This is a genomic window from Tsukamurella asaccharolytica, from assembly GCF_007858435.1.
GTDB classification, from domain to species: domain Bacteria; phylum Actinomycetota; class Actinomycetes; order Mycobacteriales; family Mycobacteriaceae; genus Tsukamurella; species Tsukamurella asaccharolytica.
In genome coordinates, this window is sequence record NZ_VIGW01000002.1 from 283,830 (window position 1) to 300,632 (window position 16,803).

General features: G+C 70.4%; 27 protein-coding genes and 1 tRNA gene. 20 read left to right on the plus strand and 8 right to left on the minus strand.

Annotation, left to right across the window (positions count from 1 at the left end):
- Positions 1 to 2 precede the first annotated feature (2 nt).
- Entirely contained in the window at positions 3 to 1,802 is a 1,800-nt protein-coding gene (locus FK529_RS04600; RefSeq protein WP_146559847.1) for a YibE/F family protein, read from the plus strand.
- 8 nt (positions 1,803 to 1,810) lie between these two features.
- Here the strand turns inward: FK529_RS04600 and dcd are convergent, their stop codons facing one another.
- Positions 1,811 to 2,377, minus strand: coding sequence for a dCTP deaminase (gene dcd / locus FK529_RS04605; protein ID WP_146559848.1), 567 nt, complete (start codon positions 2,375 to 2,377; stop codon positions 1,811 to 1,813).
- A gap of 80 nt (positions 2,378 to 2,457) precedes the next feature.
- Here dcd and FK529_RS04610 point away from each other — a divergent pair, with 80 nt between their 5' ends.
- Together FK529_RS04610 and FK529_RS04615 are read left to right on the plus strand one after the other, a co-directional pair.
- Positions 2,458 to 3,075 (plus strand): hypothetical protein, encoded by a 618-nt coding sequence (locus FK529_RS04610; protein ID WP_146559849.1) that lies wholly within the window; start codon positions 2,458 to 2,460, stop codon positions 3,073 to 3,075.
- Between the two features lie 75 nt (positions 3,076 to 3,150).
- Positions 3,151 to 3,224 (plus strand) — tRNA-Gly (locus FK529_RS04615).
- 37 nt (positions 3,225 to 3,261) lie between these two features.
- Here FK529_RS04615 and FK529_RS04620 read toward each other — a convergent pair.
- Positions 3,262 to 4,485 carry a tyrosine-type recombinase/integrase gene (locus FK529_RS04620; RefSeq protein WP_146559850.1) on the minus strand — a complete coding sequence of 408 codons (1,224 nt, stop codon included), beginning with the start codon at positions 4,483 to 4,485 and terminating at the stop codon, positions 3,262 to 3,264.
- Positions 4,478 to 5,035, minus strand: coding sequence for a helix-turn-helix domain-containing protein (locus FK529_RS04625; protein ID WP_146559851.1), 558 nt, complete (start codon positions 5,033 to 5,035; stop codon positions 4,478 to 4,480). The genes FK529_RS04620 and FK529_RS04625 overlap by 8 nt, the downstream gene beginning before the upstream one ends.
- A 105-nt stretch (positions 5,036 to 5,140) precedes the next feature.
- On the opposite strand from FK529_RS04625, the gene FK529_RS04630 reads away from it, so the two are divergent.
- From FK529_RS04630 to FK529_RS04700, 15 genes are all read left to right on the plus strand, one after another.
- Positions 5,141 to 5,344: a hypothetical protein gene (locus FK529_RS04630; RefSeq protein WP_146559852.1), complete on the plus strand. Its 204-nt coding sequence runs from the start codon at positions 5,141 to 5,143 to the stop codon at positions 5,342 to 5,344.
- A complete protein-coding gene (locus tag FK529_RS04635) occupies positions 5,341 to 5,574 on the plus strand; it encodes a hypothetical protein (RefSeq protein ID WP_146559853.1) in 234 nt (77 codons plus the stop codon). The genes FK529_RS04630 and FK529_RS04635 overlap by 4 nt, the downstream gene beginning before the upstream one ends.
- Complete coding sequence (locus tag FK529_RS04640) at positions 5,574 to 5,912, plus strand: hypothetical protein (RefSeq protein WP_146559854.1); 339 nt, start codon at positions 5,574 to 5,576, stop codon at positions 5,910 to 5,912. Before FK529_RS04635 ends, FK529_RS04640 begins: the two co-directional genes overlap by 1 nt.
- The gene (locus FK529_RS04645) at positions 5,909 to 6,118 is read left to right on the plus strand and encodes a hypothetical protein (protein ID WP_146559855.1); all 210 of its coding nucleotides are present in this window, start codon (positions 5,909 to 5,911) and stop codon (positions 6,116 to 6,118) included. The genes FK529_RS04640 and FK529_RS04645 overlap by 4 nt, the downstream gene beginning before the upstream one ends.
- A gap of 104 nt (positions 6,119 to 6,222) precedes the next feature.
- Entirely contained in the window at positions 6,223 to 7,119 is an 897-nt protein-coding gene (locus FK529_RS04650) for a bifunctional DNA primase/polymerase (protein WP_146559856.1), read from the plus strand.
- Positions 7,116 to 8,303, plus strand: a complete 1,188-nt coding sequence (locus tag FK529_RS04655) for an ATP-binding protein (protein ID WP_146559857.1) — start codon at positions 7,116 to 7,118, stop codon at positions 8,301 to 8,303. The genes FK529_RS04650 and FK529_RS04655 overlap by 4 nt, the downstream gene beginning before the upstream one ends.
- Before the next feature lie 146 nt (positions 8,304 to 8,449).
- The gene (locus FK529_RS04660) at positions 8,450 to 8,740 is read left to right on the plus strand and encodes a hypothetical protein (protein WP_146559858.1); all 291 of its coding nucleotides are present in this window, start codon (positions 8,450 to 8,452) and stop codon (positions 8,738 to 8,740) included.
- Positions 8,737 to 8,937, plus strand: coding sequence for a hypothetical protein (locus FK529_RS04665; protein WP_146559859.1), 201 nt, complete (start codon positions 8,737 to 8,739; stop codon positions 8,935 to 8,937). The genes FK529_RS04660 and FK529_RS04665 overlap by 4 nt, the downstream gene beginning before the upstream one ends.
- Positions 8,938 to 8,964: 27 nt before the next feature.
- Entirely contained in the window at positions 8,965 to 9,351 is a 387-nt protein-coding gene (locus FK529_RS04670) for a hypothetical protein (RefSeq protein WP_146559860.1), read from the plus strand.
- A 27-nt stretch (positions 9,352 to 9,378) separates the two neighbouring features.
- Positions 9,379 to 9,564: a hypothetical protein gene (locus FK529_RS04675; protein WP_146559861.1), complete on the plus strand. Its 186-nt coding sequence runs from the start codon at positions 9,379 to 9,381 to the stop codon at positions 9,562 to 9,564.
- Positions 9,561 to 9,743, plus strand: a complete 183-nt coding sequence (locus FK529_RS04680; protein ID WP_146559862.1) for a hypothetical protein — start codon at positions 9,561 to 9,563, stop codon at positions 9,741 to 9,743. Before FK529_RS04675 ends, FK529_RS04680 begins: the two co-directional genes overlap by 4 nt.
- A 304-nt stretch (positions 9,744 to 10,047) precedes the next feature.
- Entirely contained in the window at positions 10,048 to 10,386 is a 339-nt protein-coding gene (locus FK529_RS04685; protein WP_146559863.1) for a hypothetical protein, read from the plus strand.
- A gap of 19 nt (positions 10,387 to 10,405) precedes the next feature.
- Positions 10,406 to 11,155 (plus strand): hypothetical protein, encoded by a 750-nt coding sequence (locus FK529_RS04690; protein WP_146559864.1) that lies wholly within the window; start codon positions 10,406 to 10,408, stop codon positions 11,153 to 11,155.
- 185 nt (positions 11,156 to 11,340) lie between these two features.
- Positions 11,341 to 11,712: a hypothetical protein gene (locus tag FK529_RS04695; RefSeq protein ID WP_146559865.1), complete on the plus strand. Its 372-nt coding sequence runs from the start codon at positions 11,341 to 11,343 to the stop codon at positions 11,710 to 11,712.
- Positions 11,702 to 11,992: a hypothetical protein gene (locus FK529_RS04700; RefSeq protein ID WP_146559866.1), complete on the plus strand. Its 291-nt coding sequence runs from the start codon at positions 11,702 to 11,704 to the stop codon at positions 11,990 to 11,992. Before FK529_RS04695 ends, FK529_RS04700 begins: the two co-directional genes overlap by 11 nt.
- Here the strand turns inward: FK529_RS04700 and FK529_RS04705 are convergent.
- From FK529_RS04705 to FK529_RS04720, 4 genes are all read right to left on the minus strand, one after another.
- A complete protein-coding gene (locus FK529_RS04705) occupies positions 11,924 to 12,178 on the minus strand; it encodes a ribosome modulation factor (RefSeq protein ID WP_166436371.1) in 255 nt (84 codons plus the stop codon). The two genes, FK529_RS04700 and FK529_RS04705, sit on opposite strands and share 69 nt — an antisense overlap.
- A 308-nt stretch (positions 12,179 to 12,486) precedes the next feature.
- Positions 12,487 to 13,437 (minus strand): alpha/beta fold hydrolase, encoded by a 951-nt coding sequence (locus tag FK529_RS04710; protein ID WP_158635047.1) that lies wholly within the window; start codon positions 13,435 to 13,437, stop codon positions 12,487 to 12,489.
- A 176-nt stretch (positions 13,438 to 13,613) separates the two neighbouring features.
- On the minus strand, positions 13,614 to 14,420 hold the full coding sequence (locus FK529_RS04715; RefSeq protein ID WP_146559868.1) for a hypothetical protein: 807 nt from the start codon (positions 14,418 to 14,420) through the stop codon (positions 13,614 to 13,616).
- 92 nt (positions 14,421 to 14,512) lie between these two features.
- Positions 14,513 to 14,878 (minus strand): PLD nuclease N-terminal domain-containing protein, encoded by a 366-nt coding sequence (locus tag FK529_RS04720; protein ID WP_146559869.1) that lies wholly within the window; start codon positions 14,876 to 14,878, stop codon positions 14,513 to 14,515.
- Between the two features lie 77 nt (positions 14,879 to 14,955).
- Here FK529_RS04720 and FK529_RS04725 point away from each other — a divergent pair, with 77 nt between their 5' ends.
- Positions 14,956 to 15,279, plus strand: coding sequence for a hypothetical protein (locus FK529_RS04725; protein WP_146559870.1), 324 nt, complete (start codon positions 14,956 to 14,958; stop codon positions 15,277 to 15,279).
- Positions 15,276 to 16,055, plus strand: coding sequence for an S-methyl-5'-thioadenosine phosphorylase (locus tag FK529_RS04730; RefSeq protein ID WP_146559871.1), 780 nt, complete (start codon positions 15,276 to 15,278; stop codon positions 16,053 to 16,055). The genes FK529_RS04725 and FK529_RS04730 overlap by 4 nt, the downstream gene beginning before the upstream one ends.
- Before the next feature lie 247 nt (positions 16,056 to 16,302).
- On the opposite strand, the gene FK529_RS04735 is transcribed toward FK529_RS04730, so the two are convergent.
- On the minus strand, positions 16,303 to 16,794 hold the full coding sequence (locus tag FK529_RS04735) for an SRPBCC family protein (protein ID WP_146559872.1): 492 nt from the start codon (positions 16,792 to 16,794) through the stop codon (positions 16,303 to 16,305).
- Between the last annotated feature and the right edge of the window lie 9 nt (positions 16,795 to 16,803).

Consider the following 16,803-nt stretch of genomic DNA (forward strand, 5'->3'; position numbering starts at 1 on the left):
GCGTGACAGCCGACCACGACCACGACGAGCACGACGACGCCGCAGCGCACGTGCACAGCCATTCGCTGACCAACATCTCCCTCGGGAGATGGGCGTCGCGCGTGGTGGTCGGCCTGCTCGCCGTGATCGGCGTCCTCGTCGTCGCGGGCGTGATCCTCCTCTGGCCGTCGCAGATCCGGGTCGACGTACCCTCGGGGCCGCAGACGCCCACGCTGGCCAACGGCGAGGTCGCCGAGCAGCTGGTCGGCGACTGCGACTTCTCGCCGACGGGCAACGGCCAACTCAGCGAGACCGAGCCGCACCCGGTGCTCAACGCCGACGGCGGCTGCCTCAACAGCTCCGTCAGGATCACCAGCGGCCCGGACGCCGGAAAGTGGACGATGTTCTCCATCGGCACGCAGCGGATGAACATCTCCGCCGTGCCCGGCAGGACCGCGCCGGACGCGCCACCGTCGGGCATCGACCGGTCGCGTCCGGCCACCCCTGGGACGGGACAACCCGACCTTTCGCCCGGCACGAAGATCGTGATGAGCTGGAACGGGGGCGGCGTGGCCGGCTCCCCGACGAACTACGCCTTCTACGACTACGCGCGCGGCATCTCGCTATGGGTGTGGGGCCTGGTGTTCGCGGCCGTCGTGATCGCGGTGGCACAGTGGCGCGGCCTCCGGGCGCTGCTGGGGCTCGCGCTCTCGGGCGTGGTGATCGTCTTCTTCGCGCTGCCGTCGATCCTCGACGGGCACTCGGCCGTCTGGGTGGCGCTGGTCGCGTCGGCGGTGATCCTCTACCTGGTGCTGTACCTGGCCCACGGCGTCTCGCTGCGGACGTCGGCAGCCCTGTTGGGCACGCTCTGTTCGCTCGCGGTCTGCGGCGTGCTGGCCTGGCTCGCCACGGCCACCACTCAGGTCACCGGGCTGAGCAGCGAGGACACCACCAATCTGCAGGCCTACGCCGTGACGGTCTCGACCTCCGGGGTGCTGCTCGCGGGATTCATCATCGGAGCGCTCGGCGTGCTCAACGACGTGACGATCACCCAGTCGTCGGCGACGTTCGAGCTCGCGAAACTGTCCCCGAAGTCCTCGCGGCGCCGCACCTTCCTCTCCGCCATGCGCGTGGGCCGCGACCACATCGCGTCGACGGTCTACACCCTGGTCTTCGCCTACGTCGGCACGGCACTGCCGCTGCTGCTGCTCTTCTCCATCGCGGGCCGCCCGCTGGGGCAGGTGCTCACGTCGGACTCGGTGGCGATCGAGCTGGTCCGCGCCTTCGTCGGCGGCATCGGCCTCGCCCTGTCCGTGCCGCTGACCACCGCCATCGCGACGCTGCTCGCGAAGCCGAAGCGCGTCGCCGTGAGCGCCGAGGCCGCCGAGCGCTACACGCGGGCCCACCCCGACGCCGACCCGTCGGAGATCCGGGTGCGCGAGCGCCGCGCCGCCGCGCGGTCGGCGGCGGCACCCGCCGGGGCGCCCGACGGTGCCGACGCGCCCTCGGAGCAGTCCCCGGTCGAGCCTGCGGAGCCGGTGGGCCCCCCGCCGGCCGCGAGCGCCCCGCCGGCCGCGAGCGCCGCGGATCCGCAGCCCGCCACGGGAGCGTTCCCCGTCGCCCCGCGCCCCACGCCACCCTCCGCGCGTCGCGCCGAGCGGCCGGTCGCGCCGCCCGCCTCCCCGGCTCCCCGGCCGGGCCGCCGACGTCTACCGTCGGGACCGATCCCCGCGCCCCCGCGGCCCCAGCCGCGCCCGCCGGTGCTGCCGGATCCTCCGGCGCAGGACCCGCCGCCGCGCCGCGGTCGGCACTCCGCCGACTGACCCGAGGATCAGTGCTGGAAGTTCAGGTACGCCTTCGACGGTGTCGGTCCACGCTGGCCCTGGTACTTCGACCCCACTGTTGAGCTGCCGTAGGGGTTCTCGGCCGGGCTGGTCAGCCGGAACAGGCACAGCTGGCCGATCTTCATGCCCGGCCACAGCGTGATCGGCAGGTTCGCGACGTTCGACAGCTCCAGCGTGATGTGCCCCGAGAAGCCGGGGTCGATGAAGCCGGCGGTCGAGTGCGTGAGCAGGCCGAGGCGGCCCAGCGAGGACTTGCCCTCGAGGCGTCCGGCCAGGTCGTCGGGCAGGGTGCACACCTCGAGCGTGGAGCCGAGCACGAACTCGCCCGGGTGCAGCACGAAGGGCTCCCCCTCCGCGGGCTCGACCAGCGAGGTCAGCTCGTCCTGCCGTTGCTTCGGGTCGATGTGGGTGTACCGGGTGTTGTTGAACACCCGGAACAGGCCGTCGAGCCGCACGTCCACGCTCGACGGCTGCACCATCTGCGGGTCGAAGGGGTCGATCCCCAGGTGGCCGGATTCCACGTTGGCGTGGATGTCGCGATCGGAGAGCAGCACGACTTCAGCGTAGGGCAGGCCTTCCGCGGCGCGAGAATTGCCACGGGTAACGATCCCCGGCCGCGCGCCGACCATAAGGCATGAAGCCCGCACAGTTCGTGCTCCCGGCCCTCATCGCCCTCGCCCTCTCCGCGTGCGGTTCCGGGTCCGACGGTCCGCCGACGGCCAGCGTGCCTCCGCCGGTCACGGCGCCGGTCACGGCGCCGGAGGGCACCGCATCGGTGCCGGTCACGGCCTCGGACACCGTCGCCCCCGCGAACCCGGCCGGGTCGGCGCCCGCGCCGGCGGGAATCGTCGCCGACCCGGCCGATCGGTATCGGGCCGCGGCCGGCGGCGGGGGCGTGTACTTCTTCACCCCGACCCGCAACATCGCGTGCGGGCTCGACGCCGCCCTGGTGGGATGCCAGGTCGGGACCACCGTGATACCGCCCGGCGCGACCTGCGACCAGGGCGACGGTCCGGGGGCCATGCCCGTCGAACACCTGTCGAAGGGCTACGCCTCCCAGGACGGCGGCCCGTTCACCCCGTCCTGCTTCAACCAGGGCGTTTTCGCCCTGCTGCGCGACCAGAAGACCCTCGAATACGGGCACAGCGTGACGGCGGGCGGCATGACCTGCACCTCCGAACGGCGCGGCGTGACGTGCCGCCGCGGTGGTCACGGATTCTTCGTCTCGGCGCAGAGTTTCGAGCGGTGGTGACGGCCCGGCGACGCCGACGGCGACCGTGCTAGTGTTGCCGGTACGCGCGACCCGTCGTTGGACGGCGCCGCGACTGCCGATGTAGTTCAATGGTAGAACTCCTGCTTCCCAAGCAGGTAGCGCGGGTTCGATTCCCGTCATCGGCTCCACCAATGACCTGCACGAATGTGGGTCCGCAAGCTCAAATCAGGCCCCCGATCCGGCCTCGGTGTCACAGGATGTCACAACTGCTCCCAAACTCGCCGCGGCCTTGCGCAGCTCGTCGTCCTGGCTGTGCGCGTACGTCCGCTGTGTGAAGCTCGCGTCCGTGTGCCCGAGCCAGTACGCGATCACCGCCATCGGCACGCCCCGCAGGTGCATCGCGGTCGCCGCGGAGTGCCGGGCGTCGTGCAGCCGGATCTGCCGCACCCCGGCCTCGTCGGTGATCTCGTGCCACAGTCGGCCGATCGTGTTCGGGAAGTACGCGCGGCCGGCCTCGTCGGCGACGACGTACCCCTCAGCGCTGTACGCCTCCCCCAGCGCGAGCCGCTCGACCGCCTGGCGCTTCCGGGCATTCTTGAGCACGGTCACCAGGCCGGCGTCCACGGGCAACGTCCGGCGGCCCGCGGCCGTCTTCGGCGCGTTCTCCTCCACCGCGCCGTCGACCACGGTCTTGCTCACCACAGCGCGGCTGGTGGTCACCGTGATGATTCCGGCGGTGAGGTCGACGTGCTCCCACCGCAGGCCGGAGATCTCGCCTCGGCGGAACCCGGACAGGGCGAGGTACGCGAGCTGCCCGACGCGGTGCCCGTCGGCCTTGGCGAGCACCTTGCGGATCTCGTCGGGCGTGTAGGTGTCCATCTGCTTGGTGGTCAGCGGTAGCTTCTTGATCTTCTCCGCGACGTTGCGACCGAGTTCGCGCCGCTCGATGCCGTAGTCGAGGGCCGCGACGAGGTTCTCGAGCATCTTGTTCACCGACCGCGCCGCCCAGGGCTTCCGTGCGCGGCCGGCCTCGGTGAGGCTGCCGCCCTTGCGCATGGTCTCGATCAGCTCGTCGACGTGACGGCGGGTGAGCTTCTGCGCGGCGAGATCGCCGAGCTGCTCGCGCACCGGGGCGAGGTTGTACTCGTAGCTACTACGCGTGGTGCCTCGGACGTTGTGCAGCGAGCCGAGCCAGTCGGCGCACAGCTCGTCGACGGTGACAGCCTTGCGCGGCACGTACGTGTCATCGGCGACCTGCCCGGCGATCTCGGTCAGCGCGTCCTTCGCAGCCTTCTCCGTTGGGAACCGTCGTCGTACCTGCCGGCGGCGGCCGGTCTCCGGGTGCACTCCGGCGTCCACGACCAGTTCGTAGCGGATGATCGTCTTGCCGGTGCGCCGATCGAGGACTTCTCGCTTGCGGATCTGTGGCGGGAGCTGCTGCCTACCCATCGTCCACAACAATCAGTCCGGCATCGCGTGCCTCAATTTCGGCCGCTATTTTGGAGCGAACCGCCTCCTGCAATAGGTCTATGTCTCGCGTGTCCCGAAACTCAATCGCAGCGGCCCTCGCGAACTGACGCACCTCCTCGATTTTCCGCGCCTGGGAGGCCGGGCGATTGGCCTCTCGATACCGACCTCCGTCGACACCTTCGACCATCGGCTCAATCCCCGAAAACCATTGCAGTGCAGCAATAGCCGTCATCTTGAGGCCCGGCAGAAGCTCAACCTCGCCGTCGGCCAGTTGGTCACCGAATAACAACACAGCGGGCGACGTATCCAGGGCGGCTGATAGCGATATCAGCTCGGCGACATCGAGCGTCTTCTTCCGGCCGGTCTCGAGGTCGCTAATCACGGCGCGGGAGATCGTCTTGCCGAATTGCGCAGTCCTGTCCGAGAGCTGTGCCGCGGTGAGACCGCGCTTGGTCCGCGCGACCCGCACTGCCGCCGCTACACGTGCAGGCAGGTCTGCATCCTGCCGAACTTCATCTCTACTCGTCATAGACACGCACGGTAGTGGACTCTTGCGTACTTGTCACGATTGTGGTTGCCTTACGAGCACGAGCCCTTCCGCTCGTAGAAACCACGAACCCAAAGGGAATCGATGATGCCCACCAACCTGCCGAATCCTCCGGTACCGCTCCTGAACGATCACGCCGATGTAGGCGCCCAACTCAAGGTCAGCCGGTCGACCGTCTTCGCCCTCTGGAAGTCCGGCGCACTCGCAAGCGTCACGATCGGCAAACGGCGCTTCAGCACCGACAAGCAGATCGCCGAGTACATCGACCGCCTCGAAGCCGGCGTCGCATGACGCACTACTGGGCGCTCGTCGTGTTCCTCGCCGTGCTCGCGGTCATGGCCGCCGCATCAGACGCGGACCAGCGCCGGCGCGCGCGGTACGCCGCCCTCGACGAGAACGCCGACCTCTGCCGCGGCCAGCAGGTCGACCGCACCCCGGAAATGAGAGCGGCCCCGGTGCATCCCGCCAAGAACGCCACCGAGGCCATCAACCAGATCACCCACCAACAGGAGAACCAGTAATGAGCACGGTAGACCAGCACGCCGACGCGCGTCGAACGCGACGGCTCACCACCGTCATCGAGTACGCCGACGGGACCGCCCATATCGTCGTCGACCCCACCGACCGCCGCGACACCTTCGCCGCGTTCCTCCGCGACTACTTCGACGGCGACATCGCCATCGCCGCCGCGCCCGACGAGTACCTGCCGCACGATCCCGCCACGCTCGTACGGCTCGGCATCAACGCCGCCGAGTACGCCGGCACCGCGCACGCGATCGCCCAGCTCGTCGGCTTCGACCCGCACGACGGCGCCATGATCCTCGACGTCGTCGCGGCCGCGCTGGAGGTCGCCCGGTGATCGCCGAGCCGAAACGCGACGCGCCCGCCCGAAACGAGGCCTCCGACGTGCTGCACCTGTGGTTGTCCGCGTGCGCAACGGCGACGCTGTGCGGGCTGCCCGGGACGCCCAACCGCCCCGTCACCGGACCAGCCGGGCGACGGAAAGCGCGCAAGTACACCGACTGCCGTTACCTGCGCGCCCTCGAGGAACAGCTCTCCACCTGACCGCCCGGTGTCGTGGCGGCGGGGGATACGCCCACCACCAGGGCCGCCGCCACGACACCGGGACACCACCCAACCCGATTCGGAGACAAGGAATCCCGCCGAACATGACCACCGAAGACCCCTCATGGTGGGCACGCCACTACGGCAAACACGAGATCGAGGTGTTCCGCTGCAAGCCCGGCAGCAAGGTGCCGGCCGGTGGCCGCGGCCACCTCGACGCCACCACAGACGACGAACAGATCCAGCGATGGTGGCCTGCAGGGGCCGACTGGAACATCGGCGGCCGGCCCCCGGCGGACATCGTCGTACTCGACATCGACACCGTCGAAGGGCACGGCGTCGACGGCATGGCGAACCTCCTCGACCTCGCCGCCGGCCGCCCGATCCCCTGGCACTCCGTCACCGCGATGTCCCCCACCGGCTCCCTGCACCTGTGGGTCGAGCACCCCGGCCCGTACCGCGGACGCCTCTGCGACGGCGTCGACATCAAGGGCCACGGCGGGTACGTCGTACTGCCCCCGTCGGTGCACCCCAACGGCGGCCGGTACGCCTGGATCAGTAGCCCCGAAGCGTACATCGAGCAGCCGGCCGAGTGGCTCGCCGACGCGATCCGTCCGCAGCAGCGGATCCCGGTGGCGCGCCCGCTGTCTCGGCCGCGTGCCCTCCTGCCTCCGCTGCTTCGGGGCTCGTCGATCGCCGATGAGTTCACCGCGAACACCACGTGGGCCGAGATCCTCGGCCCGCACGGGTGGCGGCTCGCTCGCGGCACCGGCGACGACGACGGGAGCGTCTGGCTCCACCCCGCGGCCACGTCGGCGTGCTCCGCGACGGTCCGCAACGGCTGCCTGTTCGTGTACTCGACGAACACCCCGTTTGAGGTCACCGAGCACGGCGACACCCACGGCTACACCAGGTTCCGGGCGCACGCCGTGCTCGATCACGCCGGCGACCTCGCGGCGGCAGCGCGCGCCGCGCGCACCGGCAGGGCGGGGGCAGCATGACGTTCACGCCCGCGACCGACGACGAGGCGCTGCAGCTCGAGGAGGCGGTTCGGTACCACCTGCTCGTACGCCATGCACGCGACGAGGCCGATCGCCGATACGAGGAGAGCAATCGCGCGCAGGTCGAACTCCCGCCGCGCCGACGTCTCGACGCGTTCACCGCTGAGCCGGACCCGTTGACCGCCTGGCGCATCAGCGGGCTGCAGCCCGCGGGCGCGCGGGCACTGCTGGCCGCCCAGTACAAGGCCGGCAAGACGACCCTCGTCGGCAACGTGATCCGCTCCCTCGCAGACGGTGACCCGTTCCTCGGTCGGTACGAGGTGGTGCGTCCCGATCGTGTGGCGCTGCTCGACGACGAACTCGACGAGAACATGCTCCGGATCTGGCTTCGCGAACAGGGAATCGAGAACGGCCAACAGGTCGACGTCTACTCGCTCCGCGGCCGCCTCGGATCGTTCAACATCCTCGACGACGCGACCCGCGCACGCTGGGCCGAACACCTCGCGGGCGTCGAGTACGTGGTGCTCGATTGTCTGCGCCCCGTGCTCGATGCGCTCGGCCTCTCCGAGGACAAGGACGCCGGGCGTTTCCTCGTCGCATTCGACGCGCTGCTGTACGAGGCGGGAGCCAAGGAGGCGCTCGTCGTTCACCACATGGGCCACCAAGGCGAGCGGACCCGCGGCGACTCCCGGCTTCTCGACTGGCCCGACGTCGGCTGGAAGATCCTCCGCGCCGAGCCTGACAATCCCGCGTCGGCTCGGTTCTTCTCGGCCTACGGCCGCGGGGTGGACATCCCGGAGGGGCGCATGATCTTCGACGAGGGCTCGCGGAGACTGAGCTACTCGGGCGGGTCACGCCGGGACGAGAAGGCCGAGGCGGCGTTGTCCGCCATCGTCGAGGTGCTTGCCGAGCGTGCCGTCGCCGCGGCGCCGGCAGCGGCGCTCAGCGGCCGTGAGATCAAGGCGGCGCTCGCCGACAGTGAGCACAGCAAGCACGCGATCGACGCCGCCCTGAAGCTGCGAAGCGCACGCGAACTGTTGGCGACGGAGGACGGTCCGAGGGGTGCGAAGCTCCATCGGATCGCGCGCCCGTGTGCGTCATGCGGAAATCCGCTGACCGCGGGACAGATCGGGCGGCACCTCACCTGTGTCGCCGCTGGTAGGAGCGGCGGGGGTGCGGCATGACCCATCAGTGTCCCGAGTGTCCCGGCAGTGTCCCCAGTGTTTCAGGGGACGCTGGGTGTTCAGTGTCCCAGTGTCCCAGCGCTTCTATAGGCGCGGGACACGGGACACACACCCGAAAGCCACTCGGAGCACTCGACCCCGAAGCCGTGATCGACGCCCTCGCCGCGATCCTCGCCGGCACCCCGAAGCTCGACGGCGCCGCGTGCGATCGGCAACACGCCCTGTTCGACGCGGCACGCCCCGGCGAGGCCCCCGACGACGTCGGGTACCGCCACGGCGCGGCCGCGACGATCTGTCAGACCCGCTGCCCAGCACTCGAGGACTGCACGCGCTGGCTCGACTCACTCCCCGCACGGCATCGCCCGCACGGCGTCGTCGCCGGGCGCATCCCCGAGCCGGCTCGCATCGCCGGTCGACCCCGAAAGGACCCGCGATGAACACCCCTGCCGCTCGACGGTGCCGGAGCTGCTCGCTCGAGCTGCACGACGCCGCCACCACCGACATGTGCGACGACTGCGCCGAGCCCGCCCCATCGCGCCCGCCGGCACCCGCACCGCCGCCGCTGCGCCCCGTCACCGTCGACTCGGCCAACAGTCGCCGCCCCGGCGTCGCGCACCTTCGCCTCAACCGATAAGCCCACCTCCCGAACGGAGATCCCACCGTGAACATCCGCATCAAGTCCCTCACTCAGCGGCCCGACAACCGCGGCGACGTCACCGTGACCGTCGCCATCCGCAACCACCGCCTGACGCTGTCGCTCAACGGTGTCGGCCGCGTCGAACTCGACCGCGCCGGCGCCCGCCGCGACCTCGAATCGACTGCGGAAATTCCGCAGTCGGACGAGCGGGTCTCGGGGGACGGCCGAGTACGGTGCCGGAGCTGCTCGCTCGAGCTGCACGACGCCGCCACCACCGACATGTGCGACGACTGCGCCGAGCCCGCCCCATCGCGCCCGCCGGCACCCGCACCGCCGCCGCTGCGCCCCGTCACCGTCGACTCGGCCAACAGTCGCCGCCCCGGCGTCGCGCACCTTCGCCTCAACCGATAAGCCCACCTCCCGAACGGAGATCCCACCGTGAACATCCGCATCAAGTCCCTCACTCAGCGGCCCGACAACCGCGGCGACGTCACCGTGACCGTCGCCATCCGCAACCACCGCCTGACGCTGTCGCTCAACGGTGTCGGCCGCGTCGAACTCGACCGCGCCGGCGCCCTGCAGCTCGCCCACTTCATCGCCGACGAAGGCGGCCAGCTCCGATGAACGTGCCACCGTGCGACTGCGACTGCCACCGCTGGTTCTGCCCCGACGGCCTCGGCTGCTGCGACGGCTACTGCGACATGTGCGGCGGCCTCGGCGGCGGCGATGACACTATGCCCCGACATCCCGACTTCGACTGCGGCTGCGACCCGATCTGCGGCACCCACCAGGCCACACCGTGAACCTCAGCCCCGACGAGGTCCGCGCCGCCCTGTTCCTCGCCCGGCATCACCGCGCCCGCGGGCTCCCCGTGCCGCCGAAGGTCGCCGTCTTCGTCCAACGCCTCGAACTCGAAATGCACTGTTCCCCAAGAGGAACAGGCCAACCATCCGCCGTGGCATCCTCGGACCTAGTCGGAACCACCGAAGCCGCCCGCATCCTCGGCTGCACCCCACGGCACGCCCGAACGCTCGCACCCCGCCTCGGCGGAACACGCATCGCAGGGCGATGGATGATACCCAAAACCGCACTCCCACAGGAGGACCCATGAAGAACGACGAAGCCGGCACCGGCAGCGGCGGCCAGTACCTCGACGACGTCGAACAACGCCTCGGCGACCTCACCGTCGAAGAGTTCCGCACCCTCACCCGGCAGGTCTTCCAGGAGAGCGCCGTCGACCTCAAGGAGCAGGCCGCGACCGCGCTCCGCGACTACGTCGGCCGCAACACCGCGACCGTCAACGACCCGGACAAGCCCGCCGCCGACAAGCCCGACCCCGCCTTGAAGTCCGGCGCCGCCGCCGAGGAAGAACCCCTCGCACCCGGCGAGAAGAAGCGACAGGCCACCCGCGCCCTCCGCGTCCGCCTCGGCCGCGGCGACGCCTAACACCCACGAGGAGACCGCCATGACCACCGACCACCGCTACCGCGCACGCGACGCCGTCGCCACCTTCGACCGCCTAGGCATCGCCCTGCCCGACCCGGTCCTCGACGCCGTCGCCGCGCTCGACCAGGTCGACGCCGCCCGCCCCGAGCAGCCCGACCCCGGCGCCGTCGCGCAGCTCATCGCCGACGGCGCACCCGCCAAGACCGTCACCGCCGCACTCGAAGCCAGCGCCCTGCACGGCGCCCACCTTTCCGCGTGGCAGCAGGCCCGACAGATCACCGGCCGCCGCGTCACCACCGCGATCCTCGACCACGCCAGCGAACTGCACGCCGCCCTCGCTGAACAGGCCGACACCGCGATCGCCATCCTCGAGGCCGACGCCCACATCGACAAGCCCCTCGCCGAGCTGGTGCGGACAGGCGAGACCGACGCCGCCCGCACCGTCGCCGGCGCCGACCACGCCGCGGAACTCCTCGACAGCCTCGGCACCGTCCGCGACCTGTGGCTCAAGCCCCTGGGGTCCACCCACGACGCCAGCGGCGTGAACTGCGGCACGTGGCGCGATCCACGCGCGCTCGACGGTCGCCTCCATGGAGCAACGACCCCTCGAGAGGTCTTTCGCATGGGTATCCGCGCCGGCGGACAGCTGTGGTTCCCCACCGTCGACGAGGCCCGCGCCGCCGCCGAGAAGATCGCCACCCAGCTCCGCGCCAAGGCGGAAGCCGAAGCAGCGGCCACCCGCGGCGCCGGCGGCCTCACCTCGTTCTGACCCCTGAAGCCTGCGGTGGGCGGCGAGTCCTGTGGAAATGTCCTCGCCGCCCACCGCGATCCACCAGCCACACGCCACCGGGGCGAGGGTGGGGGGTGACTCCCACCCCTCACCACGGCGGCACCCGTGGCCTAGTGGCTCGCAATTCGCGTATTACAACCGAGATCCGCCGGAAGGAGCCCGTGATGGGTCGCAGGATGACCGAGGGGCGCAAGCTGCGGCGACGTCTCGACGCCGCGCTGGCCGCTGAAGCGTCGCGCCTGGGCCGGACGTTGGTGTGGGACGACCGGGAGCTCGAGTACCTCGCGCTCGCGGAGGGCGCGGCCGACCGTCGCGCCGATCTTCTCGCGCTGCTCGCGGCCGAGCAGGCCGGCGCCGCGGGCACGGCGCTGATTGTGAAGCTGAACACAGAGATCCGGGCACAGGACCGCGCCCTTGTCGACCTACTCGGCCGGATCCACATCGGCGAGGGGCCGGCGAAGAGCGTGCGGCACCAGAAGGCGGTGCAGGTCCGGTGGGACCGCCAGCGTGAGCAGGAGGCGACCGGTGGCGCGTAGCGTCGGCCCCTCAGCAGCCACCACCGCGCGGGGACTCCTCGCGGGCCTCGTCGAGCACTGGGACTCGCTCATCGGCACCTACGGCGACCGTGTCGACGTGTCCGACGGCTGCTTCGTCGCTCCGTGGCCGGAGCAGATCGAGCGGGTGGAGGCCGGGCGGCCGGTGGTGGTCACCCGGGTGGAGTTGACGGCCGCGTGCCGCCTCGCCGGGCTACCGGTCCCGCCGGCGGGTCACCGGTTCCGCGTTGACGCCGACGGGCGGATCACGCGGCTGGCTTAGGTGCCGCTGCGACAGGTACGCCTGCCGGGCGGGCGAGGTCGCGAGGCGATCGGCGAGCATCTGCCGGTACCCGGCGCGCCACATCTGGGCCAGCACGGGCGTGATGTTGCCGTCGTACGGGTTCGAGGTGCCCGGCTCAGCGACGAGGCCGGCGCGGCGGGCGTTGAGGATCTCGATGACGGTCACGGGTGGCAGCCTCCTGAGACGAGGGCGGGGCCGCACTGCCTCCATGGGGATGGAGGGGCGCACCCCGCACTGCCGATCGTACAGCCCTCGGTGTCACGAGGGTGTCACAAGTGCTGCACACCGCCGCATACGTCCCCGCACTGATTCGTACGCAACAGCGCAGGTCAAAGACGCGACGGTATCGCAGCGAACTTCCCGAATCGGCTTCGGTCAGCTTCCCAAGCAGGTAGCGCGGGTTCGATTCCCGTCATCGGCTCCACGATCCGGGCGCGGTCCAGGCGCGGACGCGAGGCCGACCAGCGACCCGGTCACCGATCAACCGGCCCGCCGGATGCCCCCTCGAGCCGTGAGTTCGTCCGTGCCGCGGTCAGCACCTCGAAGATCGCCGAGTGCATGGCCGACGGGGCCTCCAGCGGAATCAGGTGCCCCGCGTCCTCGATAACGACGGCCTTGCCGTTGGAGACTCGCGCCATCGAGTCGACGGCTGAATCGATGATGATCCTGCGACTGTTCTTCGCACCCATGTCGATGCGACCGCCCTGCAGACAGATCGTTGGAACATCGGGCGGGCCGGTGACCTGTAGCCGCCGCATCAGGGGAAAAGCGTCGACGATGTGCTCCGCCTCGCGTCCCGCGGCCTCCATGGCACGGACGCTGATCCAGTCGCGCGTGATGGTGGCGAGATCGGCTTGACTGACTTCCGTCGAAACACCATGGGGGAGAAACGCTCGCACAGCGAGCCTTCCCCCTCCGGCCCGAATCAGGCCGCGCAGGACACGGAACATCCACCGTATCGATCGCACGCTTCTCTCGGAGAAGACCTCTGCGACGCTGGAGTCGACGAGGACCAGGCCGGCCACCCGTTGGGGATACCTGTCGGCGAAGAGCCGCGCGATGGGCCCGCCCCAGCTGTGGCCGACCAGGACCACCGGCCCTGTTTCATTCGAGGCGTCGAGAACGGAGGTGAGGTCGTCGACGATCCGTTCCAGCGTGCGGTCCGCGGCGTCGACGTCGCTGCCGCCGTAACCGGCGCGGTCGTAGGCGAGAGTGCGGCAATGCGCACTGACTGCGCGCTGGGAGTGGACCCAGGTGTCGGCCGTCCCACTGATGCCGGCCTCGAAGACGACCAGTGGCCCGGCGCCGGACCCCGCCACGACCGTGCGCACCGTGCGGCCGTCGGGCACGGTGACGTGCCGCTCTGCCAGGGCTGGTCCGAGCGTTCCCCCCGGGTCGGGGGCCGCTGTCCGATCACGCGACATCGAAACTCCTTTGACGTTGTCCCATTCACAAATCGTTGCACGAAACGACCTGGTCATGGCACGTAAACCGGGGAATTCGACATTCGTAGCGGCGTCACGCTCACTTCTTCGACATCGTCGAATACTCCGCACCCACCCGCTCTAATAGAATGCGTGAATCACGCCCGCGGTTTCTCTCATTCGTTTTCGAGTTGAACGGAGTGGACGAGATTCTCGACTCCCTCGCTCCGGACCATCTGGTCGGCGTAGAGCTGCGCGTTGGTCACGAACAGGAAGGGGAGGACCGTGAGCTGGCCGATCACCCAACCCCCGTTCGCGAGCGCCAGCCTCAGGAACGTCTGCATCCCCTCGTCGCCCTCCGGACGCGCGGTCAGAATGAACGGCAGATTCGCGACCATCGAGACCACGATGACCAGTAGATACGTGCAGACGACACGACCCAGGAGTCGCCCGTATCCGCGACGTTGCAGTGCAACGGCGCGCCAGAGGGCATCGACGGGCTTCAGCCCCTCGATCACCAACATCGGTCCCGAGAGAGCGAGAGCCGGCAGCAGCGCGATCACGATCAGCGCGGCGCACCCCAACAGGGCCGTCGAGGTCAGGCGCGCGCCGTCCGGCCCCGCACGTACAGCGAGCGCGATGGCTGTCGCGACGGCGACGACGATCGGCGTGAGGATCACCACCGCGTTCAGGCCACCGAGACCGAGAGCCGCCGGGAGCCGCGGCCGCGCCTGACGCCACGCGACCCGCAGGGAGGTGCGGTCGCCGCCGGAATGGCGGTAGGTCACCACGGTGCACAATGCGGCCACCGCAACACTGACCACAACCCAGGTCAGGGTGACCAGGACCGTACCCGCCGGGTACAGCCCGATCAGTTCCAGTATCTGACGGACGTCCCGGTCGGCGACGGCGGTCGACCGCGAGTCGTCGATGAGCGGCAGGCGAGCGAGCAGGCCGAGCGCCGCGATCGTCGTCAGCAGCACGGCCGACAGTCCCAGCGTCGGTCCAGGATTCGCGCGGAGGATCCTGAGGGACGAGCGGTAGATGCCGCCCAGTCCGCGCGCCGGAACGGGGTTCAGTCCGTGTCCTCGGCCGTGTCCGGGCGGTTGCGGGCGTCCAGCTCCCTGGCCCGGCGCCGCTGGTCCTCGACACGCTCACGGCACTGCCGGAGGAACTCGTCGTCATCGTCCGGGTACCGGGCGATCCCCCGACCCGGGCGCTCGCCCGGACTTCCAGCGGTGCGCGACGGAACCCCGGCGGCGACCGCCCCGACGGGCCGGCCCAGGACGAACCAGATGAGCGGCCCCGCCAGAGGAATGAGGAGCACGATGATCAACCAGCCGGCCTTGGGCAGGTGGCGCACCCGCTGCTCGTCCGCGACGATCACGTCGATGAGCGCCGCCACCGACAGCAGCATGACGATCGCACCGAAGTACGGCATCTTTACTCCCATCCTTACAAACGCGGAGAGCCGATGCTACCGCGAACATCGACCCCGGCTCGACCTATTCTGGCAGCGTGACTGATCTCAGGTGGCCGGCGACCCGCGTCCTCAGCATCGGCAGGCGCAGCGGCGCCGTTCCGGGGCATCTGGAATTGACCGATACCCATCTGCGGTTCCGCCCCGCCGGCATCGCATCGAAGCTGCAGGGCACGCCGTTCGCGGTCCAGCTCAAACACATCGCGGCCGCCGGCATCGCCGAGGAGCGCGTCGGGTTGTTCAACCGCACCCGGCAGCGGCTCTGCATCACCCTCGGCGACGGCTCGGAGCAGTCCTTCGACGTGGGGCGGCCCGACGAGGTCGCCGACGCCATCCGGGGCCGGCTCGGGGGCGCCGCATGATCGGCGTGATCGGGGGGACCGGGCTGTACCGGTTCCTGCCGGACGGGGCCGAACACCGCACCGTCGATACCCCGTACGGGCGGCCGAGCGGACCGATCGCCGTCGGCGAGATCGCGGGCCGCGAGGTGGCGTTCCTGCCGCGCCACGGCCGGAACCACGAGTTCTCACCGCACACGGTGCCCTACCGGGCGAACCTGTGGGCCCTGCGCAGCCTCGGGGTGCGCAAGGTGCTCGCGCCGTGCGCCGTCGGGAGCCTCGACGGTGCCGCCGGCCCCGGCACGATCGCCGTCCCGGACCAACTCGTCGACCGGACGACCACGCGCCCGTCGACCTACTTCGACGGTGGCGGGGTGCACGTGAGCTTCGCCGACCCCTACTGCCCCGTCCTGCGGGCCGCGGCGGCGCCGCACGCGGACCGCACGGCGTCGACGATGGTCGTCATCGAGGGCCCGCGGTTCTCCACCCGCGCCGAGAGCCGCTGGTACGCCGCGCAGGGCTGGGACCTGGTGAACATGACGGGCCTGCCCGAGGCCGCGCTGGCCCGCGAGCTCAAGCTCTGCTACGCCTCGATCGCGCTGGTCACCGATCTGGATGCGGGGATCGAATCCGGCGCGGGCGTGCGCGCCGAGGACGTCCTCGCCGAGTTCCGCGCGAACCTGCCGCGGCTGACCGACGTGCTGACGAAGACCATCGCCGCGACCGACCCCACCGCGCCCTGCGACTGCGCGGCGGGCGATCACGACCTGCCTGTGGGCCTGGACCCGATCCGGGCCTGACTCCTGAAGTTCCTGCAGGTTGCGGCGGCCGGCACCCGGCGTGTCGCCGCCGGAACCTGCAGAAGTCCTTCCGGCTCAACTGTCCGTAAGGATCTTCGCCCGGGCGGCGGCATGTTCGTCGGCGTCGATGACGCCGCGTTCCGTCCTACTGCGACTGCTGACCACCCGGGTTCATGCGCCGACACTAGCGCAGAATGCAAAATCCGCACGACCCGATTCGATCGTGCGGATTCTGCGGTGCTGACGACTACGCCGAGCCGAGGTAGCGCTCGGTGTCGCGCTGCAGCCACTTCACGATCAGCCCCACCGGGAGGCCGCTGAGCCCGAGCACGCGGTCGCCTCCCACCGGCTCGACGAGGAGCGTCCAGTTGAACACGGAGCCGCCGTCGGTGTGCGCCTCGACGCGGTACTTCTCCGCGAGCCGCGCCAGGCCGGGGGCGGTCGCGGACTGCACGTAGAAGGCCTTCTCGCACAACGTCTCCGACTCCTCCCAGGAGTAGAAGAGCTCGTCGGCGCTGACGCCGGGGCCGAGGTGTACCCGACGAGTGGAGCCGGCGGCGAAGGGCCGCGGGCTGGTCCACTCGACCTTCCGGATCCCCTTGCACCAGTGCAGGGGACGGTCCGAGGTCAGCTCACCCCAGACCCACGACACGGGCCGCGCGGAGCGCACCGAGAACTCGTACACGCCGGGACGCCCGGCCTGCAGTTCAGCAGGGAGGACGGGCTTGAGAGCGGGCATGTCGGGCTC